21 protein-coding genes are annotated in these 20,353 nt (G+C 73.6%); 18 read left to right on the top strand and 3 right to left on the bottom strand.

From position 1 onward, the window contains the following. The first annotated feature begins 68 nt into the window (after nucleotides 1-68). The 9 genes from ACFQ46_RS12935 (at nucleotide 69) to ACFQ46_RS12975 (ending at nucleotide 8,735) form a co-directional block, all read left to right on the top strand. On the top strand, nucleotides 69-1,082 hold the full coding sequence (locus tag ACFQ46_RS12935) for a DNA-directed RNA polymerase subunit alpha (RefSeq protein ID WP_328294662.1): 1,014 nt from the start codon (nucleotides 69-71) through the stop codon (nucleotides 1,080-1,082). A gap of 60 nt (nucleotides 1,083-1,142) precedes the next feature. Then, nucleotides 1,143-1,754, top strand: coding sequence for a 50S ribosomal protein L17 (gene rplQ, locus ACFQ46_RS12940; protein WP_380259850.1), 612 nt, complete (start codon nucleotides 1,143-1,145; stop codon nucleotides 1,752-1,754). A gap of 77 nt (nucleotides 1,755-1,831) precedes the next feature. Next, on the top strand, nucleotides 1,832-2,665 hold the full coding sequence (locus ACFQ46_RS12945; RefSeq protein WP_380259851.1) for a tRNA pseudouridine synthase A: 834 nt from the start codon (nucleotides 1,832-1,834) through the stop codon (nucleotides 2,663-2,665). A gap of 51 nt (nucleotides 2,666-2,716) precedes the next feature. Beyond that, on the top strand, nucleotides 2,717-3,217 hold the full coding sequence (locus tag ACFQ46_RS12950; protein ID WP_380259852.1) for a SixA phosphatase family protein: 501 nt from the start codon (nucleotides 2,717-2,719) through the stop codon (nucleotides 3,215-3,217). Between the two features lie 25 nt (nucleotides 3,218-3,242). Continuing rightward, nucleotides 3,243-4,946 carry an ATP-binding cassette domain-containing protein gene (locus tag ACFQ46_RS12955; protein WP_328294665.1) on the top strand — a complete coding sequence of 568 codons (1,704 nt, stop codon included), beginning with the start codon at nucleotides 3,243-3,245 and terminating at the stop codon, nucleotides 4,944-4,946. A gap of 214 nt (nucleotides 4,947-5,160) precedes the next feature. Next, a complete protein-coding gene (gene rplM, locus ACFQ46_RS12960) occupies nucleotides 5,161-5,604 on the top strand; it encodes a 50S ribosomal protein L13 (RefSeq protein WP_328294666.1) in 444 nt (147 codons plus the stop codon). 86 nt (nucleotides 5,605-5,690) lie between these two features. Then, the gene (gene rpsI / locus ACFQ46_RS12965; RefSeq protein WP_380162235.1) at nucleotides 5,691-6,155 is read left to right on the top strand and encodes a 30S ribosomal protein S9; all 465 of its coding nucleotides are present in this window, start codon (nucleotides 5,691-5,693) and stop codon (nucleotides 6,153-6,155) included. A 100-nt stretch (nucleotides 6,156-6,255) separates the two neighbouring features. Next, nucleotides 6,256-7,620 (top strand): phosphoglucosamine mutase, encoded by a 1,365-nt coding sequence (glmM, locus tag ACFQ46_RS12970; protein ID WP_380259853.1) that lies wholly within the window; start codon nucleotides 6,256-6,258, stop codon nucleotides 7,618-7,620. 26 nt (nucleotides 7,621-7,646) lie between these two features. Further along, nucleotides 7,647-8,735, top strand: a complete 1,089-nt coding sequence (locus ACFQ46_RS12975; RefSeq protein WP_380259854.1) for a GNAT family N-acetyltransferase — start codon at nucleotides 7,647-7,649, stop codon at nucleotides 8,733-8,735. Here ACFQ46_RS12975 and coaA read toward each other — a convergent pair. Continuing rightward, nucleotides 8,711-9,691 carry a type I pantothenate kinase gene (gene coaA / locus ACFQ46_RS12980; protein ID WP_380259855.1) on the bottom strand — a complete coding sequence of 327 codons (981 nt, stop codon included), beginning with the start codon at nucleotides 9,689-9,691 and terminating at the stop codon, nucleotides 8,711-8,713. The genes ACFQ46_RS12975 and coaA overlap by 25 nt on opposite strands. A gap of 75 nt (nucleotides 9,692-9,766) precedes the next feature. Here coaA and glmS point away from each other — a divergent pair, with 75 nt between their 5' ends. From glmS to ACFQ46_RS13015, 7 genes are all read left to right on the top strand, one after another. After that, complete coding sequence (gene glmS / locus ACFQ46_RS12985) at nucleotides 9,767-11,623, top strand: glutamine--fructose-6-phosphate transaminase (isomerizing) (RefSeq protein WP_380259856.1); 1,857 nt, start codon at nucleotides 9,767-9,769, stop codon at nucleotides 11,621-11,623. 65 nt (nucleotides 11,624-11,688) lie between these two features. Beyond that, entirely contained in the window at nucleotides 11,689-12,042 is a 354-nt protein-coding gene (locus ACFQ46_RS12990) for a holo-ACP synthase (RefSeq protein WP_380158405.1), read from the top strand. A 1-nt stretch (nucleotide 12,043) separates the two neighbouring features. Then, complete coding sequence (locus tag ACFQ46_RS12995) at nucleotides 12,044-13,471, top strand: NAD(P)H-hydrate epimerase (protein ID WP_380259857.1); 1,428 nt, start codon at nucleotides 12,044-12,046, stop codon at nucleotides 13,469-13,471. A gap of 24 nt (nucleotides 13,472-13,495) precedes the next feature. Beyond that, nucleotides 13,496-14,665 carry an alanine racemase gene (alr, locus tag ACFQ46_RS13000; RefSeq protein ID WP_380259858.1) on the top strand — a complete coding sequence of 390 codons (1,170 nt, stop codon included), beginning with the start codon at nucleotides 13,496-13,498 and terminating at the stop codon, nucleotides 14,663-14,665. Continuing rightward, nucleotides 14,662-15,687, top strand: coding sequence for an alpha/beta fold hydrolase (locus ACFQ46_RS13005; RefSeq protein ID WP_380259859.1), 1,026 nt, complete (start codon nucleotides 14,662-14,664; stop codon nucleotides 15,685-15,687). The genes alr and ACFQ46_RS13005 overlap by 4 nt, the downstream gene beginning before the upstream one ends. Further along, a complete protein-coding gene (gene tsaE / locus ACFQ46_RS13010; RefSeq protein ID WP_380259860.1) occupies nucleotides 15,684-16,175 on the top strand; it encodes a tRNA (adenosine(37)-N6)-threonylcarbamoyltransferase complex ATPase subunit type 1 TsaE in 492 nt (163 codons plus the stop codon). The genes ACFQ46_RS13005 and tsaE overlap by 4 nt, the downstream gene beginning before the upstream one ends. Continuing rightward, nucleotides 16,172-16,936, top strand: coding sequence for an alpha/beta hydrolase (locus ACFQ46_RS13015; RefSeq protein WP_380259861.1), 765 nt, complete (start codon nucleotides 16,172-16,174; stop codon nucleotides 16,934-16,936). Before tsaE ends, ACFQ46_RS13015 begins: the two co-directional genes overlap by 4 nt. On the opposite strand, the gene ACFQ46_RS13020 is transcribed toward ACFQ46_RS13015, so the two are convergent. After that, a complete protein-coding gene (locus ACFQ46_RS13020; RefSeq protein ID WP_380259862.1) occupies nucleotides 16,866-17,729 on the bottom strand; it encodes a hypothetical protein in 864 nt (287 codons plus the stop codon). The genes ACFQ46_RS13015 and ACFQ46_RS13020 overlap by 71 nt on opposite strands. Then, the gene (locus tag ACFQ46_RS13025) at nucleotides 17,726-18,178 is read right to left on the bottom strand and encodes a hypothetical protein (RefSeq protein WP_380259863.1); all 453 of its coding nucleotides are present in this window, start codon (nucleotides 18,176-18,178) and stop codon (nucleotides 17,726-17,728) included. Before ACFQ46_RS13025 ends, ACFQ46_RS13020 begins: the two co-directional genes overlap by 4 nt. Nucleotides 18,179-18,245: 67 nt before the next feature. On the opposite strand from ACFQ46_RS13025, the gene tsaB reads away from it, so the two are divergent. Then, a complete protein-coding gene (tsaB, locus tag ACFQ46_RS13030) occupies nucleotides 18,246-18,911 on the top strand; it encodes a tRNA (adenosine(37)-N6)-threonylcarbamoyltransferase complex dimerization subunit type 1 TsaB (protein ID WP_380259864.1) in 666 nt (221 codons plus the stop codon). A gap of 63 nt (nucleotides 18,912-18,974) precedes the next feature. Beyond that, nucleotides 18,975-20,342 (top strand): MFS transporter, encoded by a 1,368-nt coding sequence (locus ACFQ46_RS13035; protein WP_380259865.1) that lies wholly within the window; start codon nucleotides 18,975-18,977, stop codon nucleotides 20,340-20,342. Nucleotides 20,343-20,353: the final 11 nt, after the last annotated feature.

Raw genomic sequence — 20,353 nt, forward strand, 5'->3', positions numbered from 1 at the left:
CGTCGGCGGACCGATGCTGACGGGCGTGCGGGGCGTCATATGGCGGACGCCCGCGGGAAGGAACCTCCGTGCTGATCGCACAGCGCCCCACCCTCACCGAGGACGTCGTCGACGAGTACCGCTCGCGCTTCGTCATCGAACCCCTCGAACCCGGCTTCGGGTACACCCTCGGCAACTCGCTGCGCCGCACGCTGCTGTCGTCCATCCCGGGCGCTGCCGTGACGAGCCTGCGGATCGACGGTGTGCTCCACGAGTTCACCTCCGTGCCGGGGGTCAAGGAGGACGTCACCGAGATCGTCCTCAACGTCAAGAACCTCGTGGTCTCCTCGGAGCACGACGAACCCGTCGTGATGTACCTGCGCAAGCAGGGGCCGGGCGCGGTCACCGCGGCCGACATCGCCCCGCCCGCGGGGGTCGAGGTCCACAACCCCGACCTGCACATCGCGACGCTCAACGGCAAGGGCAAGCTCGAGCTGGAGCTGACGGTCGAACGCGGCCGCGGCTACGTCTCGGCGGCGCAGAACAAGACGGGTGAGCAGGAGATCGGCCGCATCCCGGTCGACTCGATCTACTCGCCCGTCCTGAAGGTGACGTACAAGGTCGAGGCGACCCGCGTCGAGCAGCGGACGGACTTCGACCGTCTCGTCGTCGACGTCGAGACCAAGCACGCCATCACCCCGCGCGACGCCGTGGCGTCCGCGGGCAAGACGCTGACCGAGCTGTTCGGTCTGGCCCGTGAGCTCAACGTCGAGGCCGAAGGCATCGACATGGGTCCCTCGCCGACCGACGCCGCGCTGGCGGCGGACCTCGCGCTGGAGATCGAGGCACTGGACCTCACCGTCCGGTCCTACAACTGCCTCAAGCGCGAGGGCATCCACACCGTCGGGGAACTGGTCTCGCGCAGCGAGGCCGACCTGCTCGACATCCGCAACTTCGGGCAGAAGTCCATCGACGAGGTGAAGGCCAAGCTGGTCGGCATGGGCCTGCACCTCAAGGACTCCCCGCCCGGGTTCGACCCGAGCGCCGTCGTCAACGACTTCGAGGACGACGACGCGTCGTTCGCCGAGGACGAGCAGCTCTGACCGTCCGTCGCCCCTCCCCCCGCTGACGCGGGGGAGGGGTAAAACCGAGGAGACAACAACATGCCCACCCCCACCAAGGGTCCGCGGCTCGGCGGCGGGCCGGCCCACGAGAAGCTGATCATCGCCAACCTGGCGACGGCCCTCTTCGAGCACCGCAGCATCACCACCACCGAGGCCAAGGCCAAGCGGATGCGTCCGTACGCCGAACGCCTGATCACCTTCGCGAAGAAGGGTGACCTGGCGGCCCGCCGCGAGGTCATGAAGACGATCCGCGACAAGTCCGTCGTGCACTTCCTCTTCACCGAGATCGCGCCGGCCATGGCCGAGCGCAACGGTGGGTACACCCGCATCGTCAAGATCGGGCCCCGCAAGGGCGACAACGCCCCCATGGCCGTGATCCAGCTCGTCATGGAGCCGGTCAGCGCCAAGCAGGGTGTCGTCCGCGAGGCGGAGCGCGCCGCCGCGGCGACCGCTCCGGCGGCCGACGAGGTCGTCGTCGGCGACGAGGCCCCCGCGGCCGAGTCCACCGACGCCACCCAGGTCGAGGCCGGCAGCGTGGACCAGCCCGACACCCTCCCCGACGCGGACGCCCCGGCGACCGCTGACGAGGGTGTCGAGGTCGACGCCGCCGAAGCCGACCCGAGCGACGAGAACACGAAGGACCAGGCCTGAGCGCCTCCCTTCACCCCGACGAGCCCGTCCTCCCCGACACCGGGGAGGGCGGGCTCGTCCGCGTTCCCCCCGGCGTCGTGCGGGTGCGACTGGACCTCGGCTACGACGGCACCGCCTTCTCCGGCTGGGCCGAGCAGCCGGGGTTGCGCACCGTCCAGGGCGAGCTGACCGCCGGGCTGGCCCGGGTCCTGCGCCTGGACCCCGCTCCGCGGCTCACCGTGGCGGGGCGCACCGACGCCGGGGTGCACGCGAACGGCCAGGTGGCCCACGTCGACGTCCCGCGCGCCCTCTGGGACGCCGTCCCGGGCCGGTCGGGCACGGAGCCCGCAGGGGCCCTCGTGCGGCGCCTGGCGGGCGTCCTGCCGCCCGACGTGCGGGTGCACCGGGCCGGGCTCGCCCCCGAGGGCTTCGACGCCCGCTTCAGCGCTCTGCGCCGCCGCTACGCGTACCGCGTCTGCGACGACCCCGCGGGGCTCCCGCCGTTGCGGCGCTTCGACGTCCTGCACCACCGCCGCCCCCTCGACCTGGGCGCGATGGACCTCGCGGCACGCAGCCTCGTCGGCCTGCGCGAGTTCGCCGCGTTCTGCCGGCCCCGGGAGGGCGCCACGACCGTGCGCACCCTGCTGGCGTACTCGTGGACCCGGGACGGCGACGGCCTGCTCGTGGCCGACGTGCAGGCGGACGCCTTCTGCCACTCGATGGTGCGCGCCCTCGTCGGCGCCGCGCTGGCCGTGGGCGACGGCCGTCGCGACGTCGCCTGGCCCCGGCTGGTGCAGGACGCCGCGGTGCGCGACCCCACCGTCGCGGTCGTCGCAGCGCAGGGACTGACCCTCGAGGAGGTCGTCTACCCCGCCGACGGGGACCTGGCCGCGCGCGCCCACGAGGCCCGTGCGGTGCGCACGCTCCCCTGAGCGGGTGGCCCGGGCGGCGCGTCCGGGTGGTCGTGGGGCAGGGTGGTGGGTGTGCCCACGCTCGTCGTCGTCCGCCACGCGAAGGCCGATTCGCCGGTAGGACTCCAGGACATCGCCCGCCCCCTCGCCGAACGGGGGAAGGCCGACGCCGTCGAGGCCGGTCGGTGGCTCGCGGACAACGTCGGTGGCTGCGACCTGCTGCTGACCTCGCCCGCCCGCCGGACCGAGGAGACCACCGCGCGCCTGCTGGACGGGTGGGGCGTCGCCCCGGTCGTCGTCGACGAGGAGCGGCTCTACGAGGCCTCGCTCGGTGACCTGCTGCGCATCGTGCGGGGTCTGGACACCGACCGTCCTGACGCGACCGTCGTGATCGTCGCGCACAACCCCGGCGTGAGCTCCCTCGTCGAGGCCCTCACCGGCGAGGTGAGCCAGCTGCGCACCGGGGGCATCGCCGTCGTCGCGGTGCAGGGGGAGTGGGCCGACGCGGACACCACCAGCTGCAGCCTGACCCACCAGCACACCGCCCGCGCGGAAACCGGCGGCGAGCACTAGCCACCGCACGGCAGACTGGTCGCCCGTGGCGGGATCTGGGAACAGCGGTGGGCACGTCGACGTCTCGGGGGTCGGGCACGAACTGCCCGACGGGCGTCCCCTCCTCGACGGGGTGTCGTTCCGCGTCGCCGACGGGTCGACGACCGCGCTGATCGGTCCCAACGGCACCGGCAAGACGACCCTGCTGCGGCTCATCGCCGGGGACGAACCGGTGCAGGAGGGCGCGATCGCCCGCAGCGGCGGGCTCGGCGTGATGCGTCAGTTCGTCGGTTCCGTCCGCGACGAGACCTCGGTGGCCGAACTCCTCGTCTCCGTCGCCCCCGAGGCCCTGCGCCGGGCGTTCGCGGCCGTCGAGACCGCCGAGACGGCGATGGTCGAGGAGGAGTCGGAGAAGTCGCAGATGCGCTACGCGCAGGCCCTGGCCGACTTCGGTGACGCCGGCGGGTACGAGCAGGAGGTCCTCTGGGACGAGTGCACCTCGGCCGCGCTGGGGATGTCGTTCGAGGCCTGCCGGTACCGGCCGGTGCGGACGCTCTCCGGCGGTGAGCAGAAGCGTCTCGTCCTGGAGGCGTTGCTGCGCGGGCCCGAGGGCGTCCTGCTGCTCGACGAACCCGACAACTACCTCGACGTCCCCGGCAAGCGGTGGCTGGAGGAACAGCTCCGCGCCACGACGAAGTCGGTGCTGCTGGTGAGCCACGACCGGGAACTGCTCTCCGCTGCGGCGGAACGCATCGTGACGCTGGAACCCGGTGCGCTGGGTGCGGTCTCCTGGACCCACGGGGGTTCCTTCGCCGACTACGGCGCGGCCCGCCAGGCCCGCGGTGAACGGCTGGAGGAACTCCGGCGGCGCTGGGACGAGGAACGCGTCAAGCTCCGCACCCTCGTCGTGACCCTGCGGGAGAAGTCGAAGTTCAACGACGGCATGGCCTCGCGCTACGCCGCCGCCCAGACCCGGCTCGCGAAGTTCGAGGAGGCCGGTCCGCCGCAGGCGCCCCCGGCGGCCCAGGACGTCCGGATGCGGTTGCAGGGCGGGCGGACCGGCAAGCGCGCCGTGGTCGTGGAGGGCCTGGAGCTGACGGGCCTCATGAAGCCCTTCGACGCCGAGCTGTGGCTGGGGGACCGGGTCGCGGTCCTCGGCGCGAACGGTTCCGGCAAGTCGCACTTCCTGCGGTTGTTGGCCGCCGGCGGCTCCGACCCCGACGCCGAGCACCGTCCGGTGGACGAGCACGTCCCCGATCCCGTCGCGCACCGCGGTTCCGCACGCCTCGGGGCGCGGGTGCGGCCGGGGTGGTTCGCCCAGACCCACGAGCAGCCCTCGCTGGTCGGCAAGACCCTGCTGGACGTCCTGCACCGCGGGAACTCCCACCGCTCGGGCCTGGACCGCGAGGCGGCCTCGCGCGCGCTGGACCGCTACGGCCTGGCCGAGGCCGCGGAACAGCGCTTCGAGCACCTCTCCGGGGGTCAGCAGGCCCGGTTGCAGATCCTGCTGCTGGAGCTGTCCGGGGCGACGCTGCTGCTGCTGGACGAACCGACCGACAACCTCGACCTGCACTCCGCGGAGGCGCTGGAGCAGGCCCTGGGCGTCTTCGAGGGGACGGTCGTGGCCGTCACCCACGACCGCTGGTTCGCGCGCGGTTTCGACCGCTTCCTGCTCTTCGGCGAGGACGGTCGGGTCGTGGAGACACCGGAGCCCGTGTGGGACGTCAGCCGGGTCGAGCGGGCGCGCTGACCCCGCGTCGACCACGCGCTGACCGCGCGCTGACCTCGCGCTGACCACGGCCGCGGCGGAGCCGTTTTGACCCGCGGCGTGGACGGCAGGTACCGTCGGGAGTCGTTGTGCCCACGCAGTGCCTGCCGTCAGCGCCCGGTCTCATGACCTGCGCGCTGCAGGATCTCGAGCGCGGGCCGGTCCGCAATTCGTCTCGAGGAGATGGGCAACCCCCGTGCGCACGTTCACCCCGAAGCCAGGCGACATCGATCACCGCTGGCTCGTCATCGACGCGGAGGACGTCGTGCTGGGCCGCCTCGCGGTGCAGACCGCGACGCTCCTGCGCGGCAAGCACAAGGCGACCTACGCGCCGCACGTCGACGGTGGCGACTTCGTCATCATCGTCAACGCCGCCAAGGTGGCCCTCACCGGCTCCAAGCGCGAGCAGAAGGTCGCCTACCGCCACTCGGGCTACCCGGGCGGCCTGAAGGCCACCAGCTACGTCGACCTGCTGGAGAAGAACCCGGAGAAGGCCGTCGAGAAGGCCATCCGCGGCATGATCCCCCGGAACTCCCTCGGTCGTCAGGTCATGAGCAAGCTCAAGGTCTACGCCGGCCCGGAGCACCCGCACGCGGCTCAGCAGCCCGTGCCGTACACGATCCACCAGGTCGCGCAGTGAGCCGCGGCAGTCACACCGCCGCACACCCGGCAAACTGAGCGAGGAGCATCGTGAGCACCGATTTCACCCCTGAGGTCGTCGAGGACATCACCGAGTCCGACGAGTTCACCGGCACGTACACCTCCGAGTCGTCCACCCCGGCGACCGGCGGCAACAGCATCATCGCTCCCGGCGGGGCCACCGGCCGCCGCAAGGAAGCCGTCGCCCGCGTCCGCATCGTGCCGGGTACCGGCAAGTGGACGATCAACGGTCGCGAGCTGGACAACTACTTCCCGAACAAGGTGCACCAGCAGCTCGTCAACGAGCCGTTCCGCGTCACCGCGCTCGAGGGGTCGTTCGACGTCATCGCCCGCATCCACGGTGGTGGCTCCTCCGGTCAGGCCGGCGCGCTGCGTCTCGGTGTCGCCCGCGCGCTGAACGCGATCGACCTCGAGGCCAACCGCCCGTCGCTGAAGAAGGCCGGGTTCCTGACCCGCGACCCGCGCGCCATCGAGCGCAAGAAGGCCGGGCTCAAGAAGGCCCGCAAGGCGCCGCAGTTCAGCAAGCGCTGATCCAGCGCTCAGCGAGTACCGTCACGACGGCCCCGGGAGTCCTCCCGGGGCCGTCGTGTCACGTCCGGCCGGTGTTGGCCGTGTGGGGGAGGAACAGAGGGTGGCGCGGCTCTTCGGGACCGATGGTGTGCGGGGGCTGGCGAACGTCGACCTCACCGCCGACATGGCGCTGGGACTGGCGGTCGCCGCGGCGACCGTCCTGGTCGAACCGGGCGGGAGCGCGCACCCGCGGGCGCTCGTGGCCCGCGACCCCCGCGCGTCGGGGGAGTTCCTCTCCGCCGCGGTCGTGGCCGGTCTGGCGAGCGCCGGGGTCGACGTCCTCGACGTCGGCGTCGTGCCGACCCCGGCACTGGCCCACCTGGTGGACACCTCCGGCGCCGACTTCGGCGTGATGCTGTCCGCCTCGCACAACCCCATGCCCGACAACGGGTTGAAGATCTTCGCCCGCGGTGGGGTGAAGCTCCCCGACGACGTCGAGGACGCCGTGGAGCGCGCCTACCGCGAGGGCGGCGGGCGTCGTCCGACGGGGGCCGCCGTGGGCCGGGTCCACGCCGGACCGGACGTGGAGCAGGACGCGCAGGACACCTACGTCGCGCACCTGCTCTCCACCCTGCCGGGCGGACCGGGGTCGCTGGCCGGCCTGCACGTGGTCGTCGACTGCGCCAACGGCGCCGCCAGCGCGATCTCCCCGCGGGTGCTGGCCGAGGCCGGCGCCACGGTGACGACGCTGTACGCCGCGCCCGACGGGCTGAACATCAACGACGGCTGCGGCTCCACGCACCTCGAACCCCTCACCGCGGCCGTCCTGGCCCACGGCGCGGACATCGGCCTGGCCCACGACGGCGACGCCGACCGCTGCCTGGCCGTGGACGCCGCCGGCCACACGATCGACGGCGACCAGATCATGGCCGTCCTGACCCTGGCCCTGCGCGACCGCGGTCAGCTCGTCGAGGACACCCTCGTCGCCACCGTCATGAGCAACCTCGGCCTGCGCCTCGCGATGCAGCGCGAGGGCGTCACGATGATCGAGACCGGCGTCGGCGACCGCTACGTCCTCGAGGCCCTGAGCGCGGGGAAGTGGAGCATCGGCGGCGAGCAGAGCGGCCACGTCGTCCTGCCCGAGCACGCGACGACGGGCGACGGCGTGCTCACCGGTCTGCACCTGCTGGCGCGGATGGCCGAGACCGGCCGCACCCTCGAGGACCTCGCCGGCGTCGTCCAGCGGTTGCCGCAGGTCCTCATCAACGTCCGGGGGGTGGACAAGTCCCGCGCCGGCAGCGACGCGGAACTGCTCGCGGCCGTCGGCGACGCCGAACGCGAACTCGGCGAGACCGGCCGGGTGCTGCTGCGCCCCAGCGGGACCGAACCCCTCGTGCGGGTCATGGTCGAGGCCGCGCACACCGAGCACGCCCAGGACGTCGCCGGTCGCCTGGCCGAGGTCGTCCGGAAACGACTCGCGCTCTGAACCTCCGGTCTGGCTGACTGGACCGCGTGGAGCTCACTTCGACGACGAACGCCGCCCCCGACCGCGCCACGTGGGCGGCGCAGCACTTCGACGACTGGTACGACGTCCTGGCCGCGGCCGAGGCGCAGGACCGCCCCGATCCCTCGACCTGGCGGCGCGGTGAGCTCCGGGCCGAGCTGGAGCGGGGGAGCACGGAGGAGGAGGTCCACCACGTGCTGGCCCGCGAGGGCGGTGCCCCCGTCGGCGTCGCCGAGGTGCGCTTCACCCTGCTGGACAACACCCGCACCGCCTGGGTGCAGGTCGGCGTCCTGCCGGAGCACCGGCGACGCGGGGTCGGTACCGCGCTGCTGGAGCACGCCCTCGACCTCGCCGAGGCCGCCGGCCGCAGCACGGTGCGGATCTCCGTCGACCGTCCGGTGACCCACCCGGAGGAGACCTGGCCGGGGTCACGCGCCGCGCGGGCCTGGGGTTTCACCCGCGGTCAGCTCGAAGCCCGTCGCCAGCTCCCGCTGCCGGTGCCGCCGGAGCGACTGGCGGCGTCGGCGGCCGCGGCCCGCCCGCACGCGGCGGGGTACCGGCAGCGCAGCTTCGCCGGCTGGGTCCCCGAGGCGGACCTCGACGTGATGGCCGCCCTCACCGCGCGGATGAGCACCGACGCCCCGATGGGCGACCTCGAGGTCGAACCCGAGGTGTGGGACGGCGAGCGGATCCGCGAGGTCGAGGCCGCCCGGGCGGCGCAGGGTAGGCACCAGTGGGTGGCGGTGGCCGAGGACCCGGCCGGTGCGGCCGTCGGCTACAGCGTCCTGGTGCGCTCCGACCACGAACCGGAACGCCTCATCCAGCTCGACACCCTGGTGCTGCGCGAACACCGCGGACACCGGCTGGGGATGCTGCTGAAACTCGAGTGCCTGCGCACCGCACTGGCGGACAACCCTGCGGCGCAACGGGTCTCGACGTGGAACGCGGTGTCGAACACGCCGATGATCGCGGTCAACGAGCAGCTCGGTTTCGTCCTCGACGAACTCGTCGAGGAACTCGAGGCGCCCGTGGCCGAGATCCGTCGCACCCTGCGGGATCACACCCTGCGGGATCACACTTTGCGCAACCGCACCTGACGCACCGAGTGGTCGGGCCCCTTCTGCAGCACGCAGGTGGCCCGGCCGCGGGTGGGCAGGACGTTCTCGGCGAGGTTCGGGCCGTTGATGTCGTTCCAGATCCGGCGGGCGCGTTCCACGGCCTCGTCGTCGGTGAGCGAGGCGTAGCGGTGGAAGTAGGACTGCGGCTTCGAGAACGCCGTCCGCCGCAGTTCCAGGAACCGGTCGACGTACCAGTTCCGCACGTCCTCGCTGCGGGCGTCGACGTAGAGGGAGAAGTCGAAGTAGTCGCTGACCGCGACGCCCTGCGTCCCGTCGTCGCGGACCCGGGCCGGTTGCAGGACGTTCAGGCCCTCGACGATGAGCACGTCGGGGCGGTGCACGACGACCTCCTCGCCGGGGACGATGTCGTAGACGAGGTGGGAGTAGACCGGGGCCCGGACCTCGGGGACCCCGGACTTCACCGCCGCGACGAAGCGCAGCAGCGCCCGCCGGTCGTAGCTCTCCGGGAACCCCTTGCGGTGCAGGATCCCGCGGCGTTCCAGCTCGGCGTTGGGCAGCAGGAACCCGTCGGTGGTGATGAGCTCGACCCGGGGGGTCTCGGGCCAGTGCGAGAGCAGTTCGCGCAGCACGCGGGCCGTCGTGGACTTGCCCACGGCCACCGACCCGGCGATCCCGATGACGAACGGGGTCCGCGCCACGGCCTCCCCCAGGAAGGTCGACGTCGCGGCGTGCAGGGAGCCGGCGGAACGGTCGTAGAGGGTCAGCAGCCGCGACAGCGGGAGGTAGACCTCCTCGACCTCGCGCAGGTCGACCCGGTCGCCGAGACCGCGCAGCCGGGTGACGTCCTCGGCCGTGAGGGTCAGCGGGGTCGAGGCGCGCAGCGCGCTCCAGTGCTCGCGGTCCAGGACCACGTAGGGGTTGGCGGAGCTCGGGTGTGAGTTCACGGGGACGTGCGTGGGTGCGCCGGTGCTCACCGGCGTGAGGGTACCGGGTGACGCGTCCCGCTCGGTTGACCAGGACCACGCCGCCCGGACCGTACCCTCGATCCCATGTGCGGAATCGTCGGGTACGTGGGGGCAGCGCAGCACGGGAGCGAGGTCGTCCTCGAAGGGCTGCGTCGGCTGGAGTACCGGGGCTACGACTCCGCGGGCATCGCGGTGCTGACCCCGGGCGGTGTGCAGACCCGCAAGAAGGCCGGGAAGCTGGCCAACCTCGTCGAGCTCCTCGACGCCGACCCGCTGCCCGCGGCGGGCACCGCCATCGGGCACACCCGCTGGGCCACCCACGGCGGCCCCACGGACGGCAACGCCCACCCCCACGTCGGGCAGGGCGGCCGGCTCGCGCTCATCCACAACGGCATCGTCGAGAACTTCGCGACGCTGCGCACCGAGCTGCTCGAGGCCGGTGTCGAGTTCACCAGCGAGACCGACACCGAGGTCGTCGCGCACCTGCTCGCCCGGGCCTACGACGCGGACGCCGCGGGGGACCTGACCGCCGCGATGCGTGCCGTCTGCGCCCGCCTCGAGGGCGCGTTCACGCTGCTCGCGGTGCACGCCGACGAACCCGGCACGATCGTCGGCGCCCGCCGCAACTCCCCGCTGGTGGTGGGACTCGGTGAGCACGCGAACTACCTCGGCTCCGACGTCGCGGCGTTCATCGCCCACACCCGCGAGGCGCTGGAACTGGGCCAGGACCAGATCGTCACCATCACCCCCGACGACGTCGTCGTCACCGGCTTCGACGGCTCGCCCAGCCAGGGACGTCGCTTCCACGTCGACTGGGACGCCGCGGCCGCCGAGAAGGGCGGGTTCCCGTCCTTCATGGCCAAGGAGATCCACGACCAGCCGCAGGCCATCGCCGACACCCTGCTCGGGCGGACCGACGCGAACGGCCGGCTGCAGCTGGACGAGATGAAGATCTCCGAGGCGCAGCTGCGCAGCATCGACAAGATCGTCGTCATCGCCTGCGGGACGGCCGCCTACGCCGGTCAGGTCGCGAAGTACGCCATCGAGCACTGGTGCCGCATCCCCGTCGAGGTGGAACTCGCCCACGAGTTCCGCTACCGCGACCCCGTCGTCTCCGAGCGCACCCTCGTCGTCGCGATCTCGCAGTCGGGGGAGACGATGGACACGATCATGGCCGTCCGCCACGCCCGGGAACAGGGCGCGAAGGTGCTGGCGATCTGCAACACCAACGGTTCGACGATCCCGCGCGAGTCCGACGCGGCGCTCTACACCCACGCCGGACCGGAGATCGCGGTCGCCTCGACGAAGGCGTTCCTCGCCCAGATCACCGCCTGCTACCTGCTCGGCCTGTACCTGGCCCAGTTGCGCGGCAACAAGTTCGCCGACGAGATCGCCCAGGTCCTCGCGGAACTCCAGGAGATCCCGGCCCAGGTCCGCCAGGTCCTCGACGGGCTGGAGCAGGTCCGCGAGATCGCCCGCTACATGGCCGACACCCGCTCGGTGCTCTTCCTCGGCCGTCACGTCGGCTACCCGGTGGCGATGGAGGGGGCGCTGAAGCTCAAGGAACTCGCCTACATCCACGCCGAGGGTTTCGCGGCCGGTGAGCTCAAGCACGGGCCGATCGCGCTGGTGGAACCCGGGACCCCCGTGTTCGTCGTCGTGCCCAGCCCGCGCGGGCGGGACTCCCTGCACGCGAAGGTCGTCTCCAACATCCAGGAGGTCCGGGCCCGCGGCGCGCGCACCCTGGTCATCGCCGAGCAGGGCGACACCGCCGTGGAACCCTTCGCCGACGTCGTGATCCGCATCCCGCAGACCTCGACGCTGCTGTCCCCGCTGCTGGCCGTGGTGCCGCTGCAGGTGTTCGCCTGCGAGCTCGCGACCGCCAAGGGCCTCGACGTCGACCAGCCCCGCAACCTCGCGAAGTCCGTCACCGTGGAGTGACCCCCCGCCGTCGGGCGTCACCCGCCCTCGTGGGACGGTGACGCCCGGCGGAGGGGGATCAACCAATGATCATCGGAGTGGGCATCGACGTCGTCGACGTCGCGCGCTTCAAGCGTCAGGTCGAACGGACACCGTTGCTGCTGGAACGCCTCTTCGGCGACGGCGAGCGGAACCTGCCCGCGGAGTCCCTCGCGGCGCGGTTCGCGGCCAAGGAGGCCGTGGCGAAGTCGCTCGGCGCGCCCGTCGGGCTCGTGTGGCGCGACGTCGTCGTCGAACGCGAGGACGGCCACCGGCCGGAGATCATGGTCCGCGGGAGCGCCAAGAAGATCGCCGACGAGGCGGGAGTCTCGGTCTTCCACCTCTCGCTCTCCCACGACGCCGGGATCGCGACGGCCATGGTCGTGGCCGAGAGCCGCTGACGTGATCGCCGCGCACCGCGTCGCCGACGTCCGTGCCGCCGAGCGGGCGACGATGGCCGGGCTCCCCGGGGGCACGCTCATGCAGCGGGCCGCGGCGGCCCTCGACGTCGAGTGCGCGCGGATCCTGCGCGAGGCGACCGGCGGGGTCAGCGGCCGATCGGTGCTCGTCCTCGTGGGCTCCGGCGACAACGGCGGCGACGCCCTGTACGCCGCGGCCCGCCTCGCCGCCCGCGGGGTCGGGGTCACCGCGCTCACGACCTCCGACCGCGTCCACGACGACTCGCTGCGCTCGGCCCGCCGGGCGGGCGTGCGCACCCGGCCGTGGCGAGCCGGCGACGAGGACGTCTGCGCCGCAGCGGACCTGGTCCTCGACGGGATCGCCGGCATCGGCGGTCACGGTGGCCTGCGCCCGGACTTCGAGGGGCTCAGCGCCCTCGACGGACCGGTCGTCGTGGCCGTCGACGTCCCCTCCGGTCTCGACGCCGACACCGGTGCGCTCACCGGCGAGCTGATGGCCGCCGACGTCACCGTGACCTTCGGCACGGCGAAGCCCGCGCACCTGCTGGCCCCGGCCGCGGCCCGCTGCGGCCGGCTCGTCGTCGTCGACCTCGGCACCTCCCACCACCTCCCGGAACCGGCGGTCCGGCGGGTCGAGCCGCGCGACGTCGCCGCCCGCTGGCGCCGCGCCGCCCCCGGCGACGACAAGTACTCCCGCGGCGTCGTCGGCGTCGTCGCGGGCGGGCCGGACTACACCGGCGCCGCCGTCCTCGCCGTCGAGGCGGCCGTCCGGGCCGGGGCCGGGATGGTGCGCTACCTCGGTCCGCGCCACCCCACCGAACTCGTCCGGCAACGACGTCCCGAGGTCGTCGCGGGTCCGGGCCGGGTGCAGGCCTGGGTGCTCGGGCCCGGGGTCTCCCCGGACGACCCGGAGCAGCAGGACCGCATCCGCGACGCGCTCGCCTCGGGGGAACCCGCCGTCGTCGACGCCGGCGCCCTCGGCGGCCTGCCCGACACCCTCGGCCCGCAGCACGTCCTCACCCCCCACGCCGGGGAACTGGCCCGCCTGCTCGGGGCCGAGCGCCGCGACGTCGAGGCCGACCCGCTGACCCACGCCCGCCGCGTCCACGAGCGGACCGGGGCCACGGTCCTGCTCAAGGGGTCGGTCACCACCGTCGTCGGCGCGCACGGCGTGTTCACCGCCGCGTCCGCGCCGACCTGGCTCGCCACCGCCGGGGCCGGTGACGTCCTCGCCGGGATCCTCGGCGCGGCCCTCGCGGGTCGCCCCGACGAGGACCCCGCGCAGGTCGCCGCGGACGCCGCGGTGCTGCACGGCCGGGCCGCCGCCCTCGCCTCGGCCGGCGGTCCGCTCGCCGCCCTCGACGTCGCCGACGCCGTCCCCGCGGCGCTCACCTCCCTGCCTGGCTGGTGAACCGTGGGCGGGTACCGTCGAGTCGTGCAACCACGACCCGGGGTGCCCGCGGAGGCCGTCGTCGACCTCGACGCGATCGCGCACAACGTCGCCGTCGTGCGTGAGCGGGTCGGTCGCGTCGAGGTGATGGCCGTCGTGAAGGCCGACGCCTACGGCCACGGGCTCGTCCCGGTCGCCCGGGCGGCGCTCGCGGGCGGGGCCACGTGGCTGGGGGTGGCCCACGTGCACGAGGCCACGGCCCTGCGCGAGGCGGGTGTCGACGCCGACCTCCTCGCCTGGATCCTCACTCCCGGAACGGACCTCGTCCCGGCCGTGCGGTCCCGGGTGGACCTCTCGGTGGCCGCGGTGTGGGCGCTGGAGATGGTCGTCGAGGCGGCCCGCACGACCGGGACGACGGCCCGGGTGCACCTCGAGGTCGACACCGGGATGTCGCGCGGGGGAGCCTCCCCGGCCGAGTGGCCCGCGCTGCTGGACGCCGTGGCCAAGCACGTCGCGGACGGGACCGTGCAGGTCCGCGGGACCTGGGCGCACTTCGCCAGCGCCGACGTCCCCGGTGACCCCTCCGTCCCCGCCCAGCTCGAGGCCTTCGAGGCGGCGCTGCAGACCGCCCGCGACCACGGGGTCGACCCGGGCCTGCGCCACCACGCGAACTCCGCCGCGGCGATGTTCGTCCCGGAGTCGCGCTACGACCTCGTCCGCGTCGGGCTCGCCGTCTACGGGCTCTCGCCCGCTCCCGAACGGGCCACCGGGGCCGAGCTGGGGCTGGTCCCCGCCATGACGCTGGCCGCCCGCCTCGCCCACGTCCGCCGCGTCCCCCGCGGGGCCGGTGTCTCCTACGGCCTCACCTACACCGCCGGGGCCGACACCACCCTCGGGCTGGTCCCGCTCGGCTACGGCGACGGGGTCCCGCGGCACGCCTCCTGGAACGGCGCCGGATCGGGGGAGGTCCTCGTGGCCGGCGCCCGGCGGCGGATCGCCGGCCGGGTCTGCATGGACCAGGTCGTCGTCGACCTCGGTGACGACGTCGCCGCCCCCGGTGACCCCGCGATCGTCTTCGGCCCCGGCCTGGACGGGGAGGCCACCGCCGACGACTGGGCCCAGGCGGCCGGGACGATCTCCTGGGAGATCGTCACCCGCATCGGCTCCCGCGTCCCGCGCCGCTACACCGGCCGCCTCGCCGAGGTGCCCGCGTGAGGGCGGCGCTGCGTCCCGCCCGCCGGCACCGGCCCACGGTGCGCGGCGAGGAACTCCAGTCGCTGACCGGAGAACCCGTCGAGGTCGAGACCGACGACGGGGTCCGGCTGCACGTCGAGGTCGACCCCGCGGACCGCCCGGACGCGCCCACCGTCGTGTTCCAGCACGGCTACGCGCTGACCGCCGACAGCTGGCACTTCCAGCGCCTGGCGCTGCGCGGGCGGTACCGCCTCGTGCTGCCGGAACTGCGCGGGCACGGCCGCTCCGCCCGCGGCCCGGCCGGGCCGGTCACCATCGCCCGCCTCGCCGACGACCTCGGCCAGGTCATCGACGCGGTCGCCCCGGAGGGACCCGTCGTGCTCGTCGGGCACTCCCTAGGCGGGATGACGGTCATGGAGCTGACCGTCCGCCGCCCCGACCTGCTGGACCGCCTCGAGGGGGTCGCCCTCGTCGCCACCAGCGCGGGCGGGATGTCCGCCGTCGACCACGGACTGCCGATGCTCGGCCACCACCTCGTCCGCTGGGCCGAACTGGCCCTGGAACGCGCCGCGGGCCGGACCGACGTGCTCGAACGCAGCCGCCGCGTCGGCGGGGACCTCGAGCAACGACTCGTGCGGCACTGGAACTTCGCCGGACCGGTCACCCCGGAACTCCTGCGGCTCGCGGCCCGGATGATGGCCGGGACCCCCGTCGACGTCATCGCGGACCTGCTGCCCGCCTTCGGCACCCTCGACGAACGCGAGGCGCTCGCCAACCTCGCCGGTCGTCCCGTCCTGGTGCTCGCCGCCGAACGCGACCTGATGACCCCCGCGGCCCACGGCCGGGAGATCGCCGAGGCCGTCCCCGGCGCCGAGCACGTCCTGGTCCGCGGGGCCGGGCACCTCGTGATGCTGGAGCACCCGAGCGTGGTCACCGCGCGGCTGGAACGGCTGCTGGAGCGCGTGGGGACCCAGCGCGTCCCCTCCGCCGACGAGGTCGTCGTCCCGGTGCCCGGGCCCCGCACCCGCCGGAGGCGACGGTGAGCGAGGCGGAACTCGTCCTGGCCGCCCCGGAGGACACCGTCGCGTTCGGTGCCCGGGTGGGGAAGGCCCTGCGGGCCGGTGACCTCGTCCTGCTCTCGGGGGACCTGGGCGCGGGGAAGACGACGTTCACCCGCGGTCTCGCCGACGCCCTCGGCGTCCGCGGCCCGGTGACCTCGCCGACGTTCGTCATCGCCCGCGTGCACCCCTCCCTCGTGGGTGGGCCGGAACTCGTCCACGTCGACGCCTACCGGCTCGGCTCCCTCGCCGAGGTCGACGACCTCGACCTCGACACCGACGCGCAGGACGCCGTCACGGTGGTCGAGTGGGGCCGCGGGTTGGTCGAGGGGCTCACCGGCGACCGGCTCGAGATCGACCTGCTCCGCCCGCACGGAGGGGTCCCCGGCGTCGAGGGCGAGGAACCCGTCGAACCGCGCCGGGTCCGGGTCCGGGCCGTCGGTGCCCGCTGGGACGGGGTGGACCTCACGTGAACCTCGCCGAGACCACCGACGACGAGCGCGTCCGGGGGTTCTCCCGCCGCCACGCCGGGCGCCCCCGCGTCGGGGTCCTCGTCGTGCACGGGTTCACGGCAACGCCGCTGACCGTCGCCGGCTGGGCGGAGGAGTTCCACGCGGCCGGGTTCGACGTCGAGGTGCCGCTGCTGCCCGGTCACGGCACCACCGCGCACGACTGCGACGCGAGCACCTGGGCCGACTGGCTCGGCGGGGCCGCGGAGGCCCTGGCCCGGCTGGAGAACGAGTTCGTCGTGGTCGCCGGGATCTCGATGGGCGGGGGCCTCGTGCTGCGGTTGGCGCAGCTGCACCCCGACCGCGTCCACGCCGTCGTCCTGGCCAACCCGGCCGTCGGGCTCGACCCGCTGCGGGCGCTCGCCGTCCAGACGCTGGGACGGGTCCTCTCGACCTGGCCCGCGATCGCGGGGGACCTCGCGGACCCCTCGGTGCGCGTCCTCGCCTACGACAGCACCCCGTTGCGGGCGTTGGTGTCGCAGGCCGCGGGCTGGCGCGACGTGCGTCGCGACCTGGCCCGGGTGCGCCAGCCGGTGCTGCTGCTGCGGTCCCGGGTCGACCACGTCGTCCCGCCGTCGTCCGCCCGGACCGTCCTGGCCGGGATCTCCTCCCGCGACGTCACCGAAGTGGTCTACGCCAACAGCTTCCACGAACTCACGTCGGACGTGGACTCGCCGTCGGTGTTCGCGGAATCGGTGCGGTTCGCTCGACGCGTCGGCGGCTGAGGCGTTCCAGGGGGAGGAACGCGGCCCAGCAGACGACCGTCGGCAGGAAGTGGATGCCGAGGGTCAGGTAGGTCGAGAGGTGGAACACAACCACGGCCCCCAGGGCCGCCCAGAGCAGCCGCCGCCGCAGGAACAGCGCGACCGGGGCGAGGAACTCGCAGCAGAGCACCACCCACTGCACGGCGACGAGGAACTGCGGGACCTCCAGCAGCAGGCGCGACACCGCGTTCCCGCGGCGGGTCAGCGCCCACACCGTGACGGCGCCGTCGGCCCACGCCGCGGGGGTCCCGCTGCGGACCCACTTGCTCACCGCGGAACCGGTGTAGGTCATCACCGTGGCGATCTGCACGCACCGCACCGCCCACCCGGCGCTCCGGCTGGGGCGCAGGTCGTCGGCGTCGGCGTGCCCCGCGCTCAGCAGCGCGAACACCGCCACGACGATCGCCATGTGGTCGTGGGCGACGTAGCCGAAACCCATGCTCCAGAAGACCCAGGGCAGGTACCCGAGGGCGGTGCAGACCCACCCGAGGTGGCCGAGGCGCCGGGTCAGGCTCAGCACGAACCCCACCACCACCAGGACGAGGGCGGTCGTCGCGGTCAGCGACGTCGGCGGCGGCAGGTGCAGGGTGCGCCCGACGATCCCCGGGTGCCAGAACGCGGCGACGTGGACGTGCTGCAGGACGTGGTTGGTGAGCAGCGTCGCGTCGAGGAGGGCGAACCCCGCCAGGATCCGGCGCAGCCACGCGACCCGCGCGGCCGGGACGGCCGGGACCAGCCAGTCGAGGACCGTCACCGCGACCACTGCGCCAGGACCGTCAGCTCCGGGGCGCCGGAGGCGGTCGCGTCGCGCAGCCGCTGGGAGGAGCGGACGAGCCGCAGCCCGTCCAGCACCGGGGCCGAGGGGTGCAGGGCCGCGCGGGAGCGCGCGAGGTCGCCGAGGAGTTCCGGGTGGTCGATGACGCGCAGCTGCTGGCTCTCGAGTTCGGAACGGGAGAGCCCGACCGACCCGGGGCTGAGCGCGACCCGCACGACCTCGCCGTCGGCGGTGGTGCCCTCGAGGTAGGTGGAGACGACGGTGCCGTCGCTCGCCCGCGGGGTCGCGTACTGCGACAGCGAACCGAGCGGGAACCAGTCGTTGGTGTCGCGCAGCTGCGCGCCGAGCAGGACGGCGAGGCCGACGACGAGGACGAGCACCCGCCACGCCGAACGCGGGACGGACAACCGCGGCGGACCGTCGACCACGAAACCCCCTGCTGCTGCTGCGTTCCCGACCGAGCGGCCACTGTAGTGACCCGGCTACCCTGCTCGGGTGCTCCTGCTCGCGATCGACACGGCCACCGCCGGCGTGGCGGTCGCCGTCCACGACGGCGACCGGGTCTTGGCCGCCGCCCGCGCGGGGGACGCGCGCCACCACAACGAGGTGCTCGTCCCCACGATCGCCGCCGTCCTCGAGGAGGCCGGCCGGGAGCGGACCGAGGTCACCGACGTCGCGGTGGGGGTCGGTCCCGGCCCCTACACCGGGCTGCGGGTCGGGCTGGCGACGGCGCGCACGCTGGCGCTGGCCTGGGGAGCCCGGGTCCACGGGGTCTGCTCGCTCGACGTGCTGGCCGCGCAGGCCGTCGCCGAGGGGCTGAGCGGGGAGTTCCTCGTCGCCACCGACGCCCGCCGCCGCGAGGTCCACACCGCGCGCTACCTCGCCACGGCCGAGGGGGTGCGGCGGACCGCCGGTCCCGACGTCGTCGCCCCGGCGTCGCTGACCCCCGACGTGCCCGTCGTGGGCGCCGGCACCCGGCTCTACCCCGACGTCCTCGGACCCGCCCGGGCCCCGTTCGACGCCGACGGTGCTGCGCTGGCGCACCTGGTCGTCGACACCCTCGCCGGCCGGGCGACGTGGGAACTGCTGGCCCCCGAACCGCTGTACCTGCGACGCCCCGACGCCGTGGAGCCGGGAGCGCGCAAGCGCGTCACGGCGTGACGGAGCACGGCTCGGCGTAACCTGTCGATCGATACAGCGGGAAGTCTCGACGAGGAGGTCTCCATGCCAGCGACGACGCCGGCCGCACCGTCCGGAAACGTGCTCGCCTCGGCCGTCAGCCGGGCGACCCGACGGCTCATGCCGATGATCGTGATCCTCTACGTGGTCGCCTTCCTGGACCGCACCAACGTGGGGTTCGCGACGAAGGGCCTCGAGCTGGACCGCGGGATCTCCGCCGCGGCGTACGCGTTCGGGGCCGGGGTGTTCTTCATCGGCTACGCGATCTTCGAGATCCCCAGCAACCTCGCCCTGCAGCGGTTCGGGGCCAAGCTGTGGCTGGCCCGCATCGCGATCACCTGGGGCCTGGTGTCGGCGTCCTTCGCCTTCGTGCAGGGCGAGAAGTCGTTCATCGCCCTGCGCTTCCTGCTCGGGGTCACCGAGGCCGGGTTGTTCCCCGGCATCATCATGTACCTCTCGGAGTGGTTCCCCAACCGGGACCGCGTGCGGTTGTTCGCCATCTTCTACCTGGCCCAGCCGTTCTCGCAGATCATCGGTTCCCCGCTCTCGGGGCTCCTCATCGACGTGGGGAACGCCTCGGCCGGCGGCGTCACCGGGTGGCAGTTGATGTTCGCCGTGGAGGGCGCGCTGGCCGTGATCGCCGGCGTGGCCGCGATCTTCCTCCTGGTGGACTCCCCGGAGAAGGCGACGTTCCTGTCCGCGCCGCAGAAGACGGCCCTGCGCGAGGCGATGGCCGGGGAGGACGAGCTGCGCCGCAGCGACGGGCCCAGCGGGGTGTGGGCGGCCATGCGCAACGGCCGGGTCTGGTACTTCACCGTCATCTACTTCTGCCTGCAGATCGCGGTGTACGGGGTGACGTTCAACCTGCCGGACCAGGTGGCCAGCCTGGTGGGCCGCGACGTCGGCTGGCAGGTCGGGCTGATCGCCGCGATCCCGTGGACCGTCGGTATCTTCGCCTGCTACCTCACCGGCAAGAACGCCGTGACCGTGGCCCGCCGCCGGGTCTGGGGCGCGCTGCTGTTCGTCAGCACCGGGATCTTCGTCTTCGGTTCCGCGTGGGCCGGAGCCAACGGGTACGCGCTGCTGGGCATCCTCTTCATCACGATCGCGGTGTCGTCGTTCCTCAGCATCGGCCCCATCACCTGGTCCTTCCCGACGGCGTTCCTCACCGGACCGGCCGCCGCGGCCGGCATCGGGCTCATCAACTCCCTGGGCAACCTCGGCGGCTTCGTGGCCCCGAACCTGCGGGAGGGGATCGCCAGCGCCACCGGCTCCGACGCGCTGGGGATCGCCGCGCTGGGTGTCCTGCCGTTCCTGGCCGCGGTGATGATGCTGGGTACCAAGCGGTTCCGCACGAGTTCCGACCGGTTGCTGGTGGACGTGCGCGGGGAGCGTGCGGACCGCGAGGCCTGACCCTGAGAAGT

Origin of the sequence: Kineococcus sp. GCM10028916 (assembly GCF_042674865.1) — a bacterium.
Classification (GTDB): Bacteria; Actinomycetota; Actinomycetes; order Actinomycetales; family Kineococcaceae; genus Kineococcus.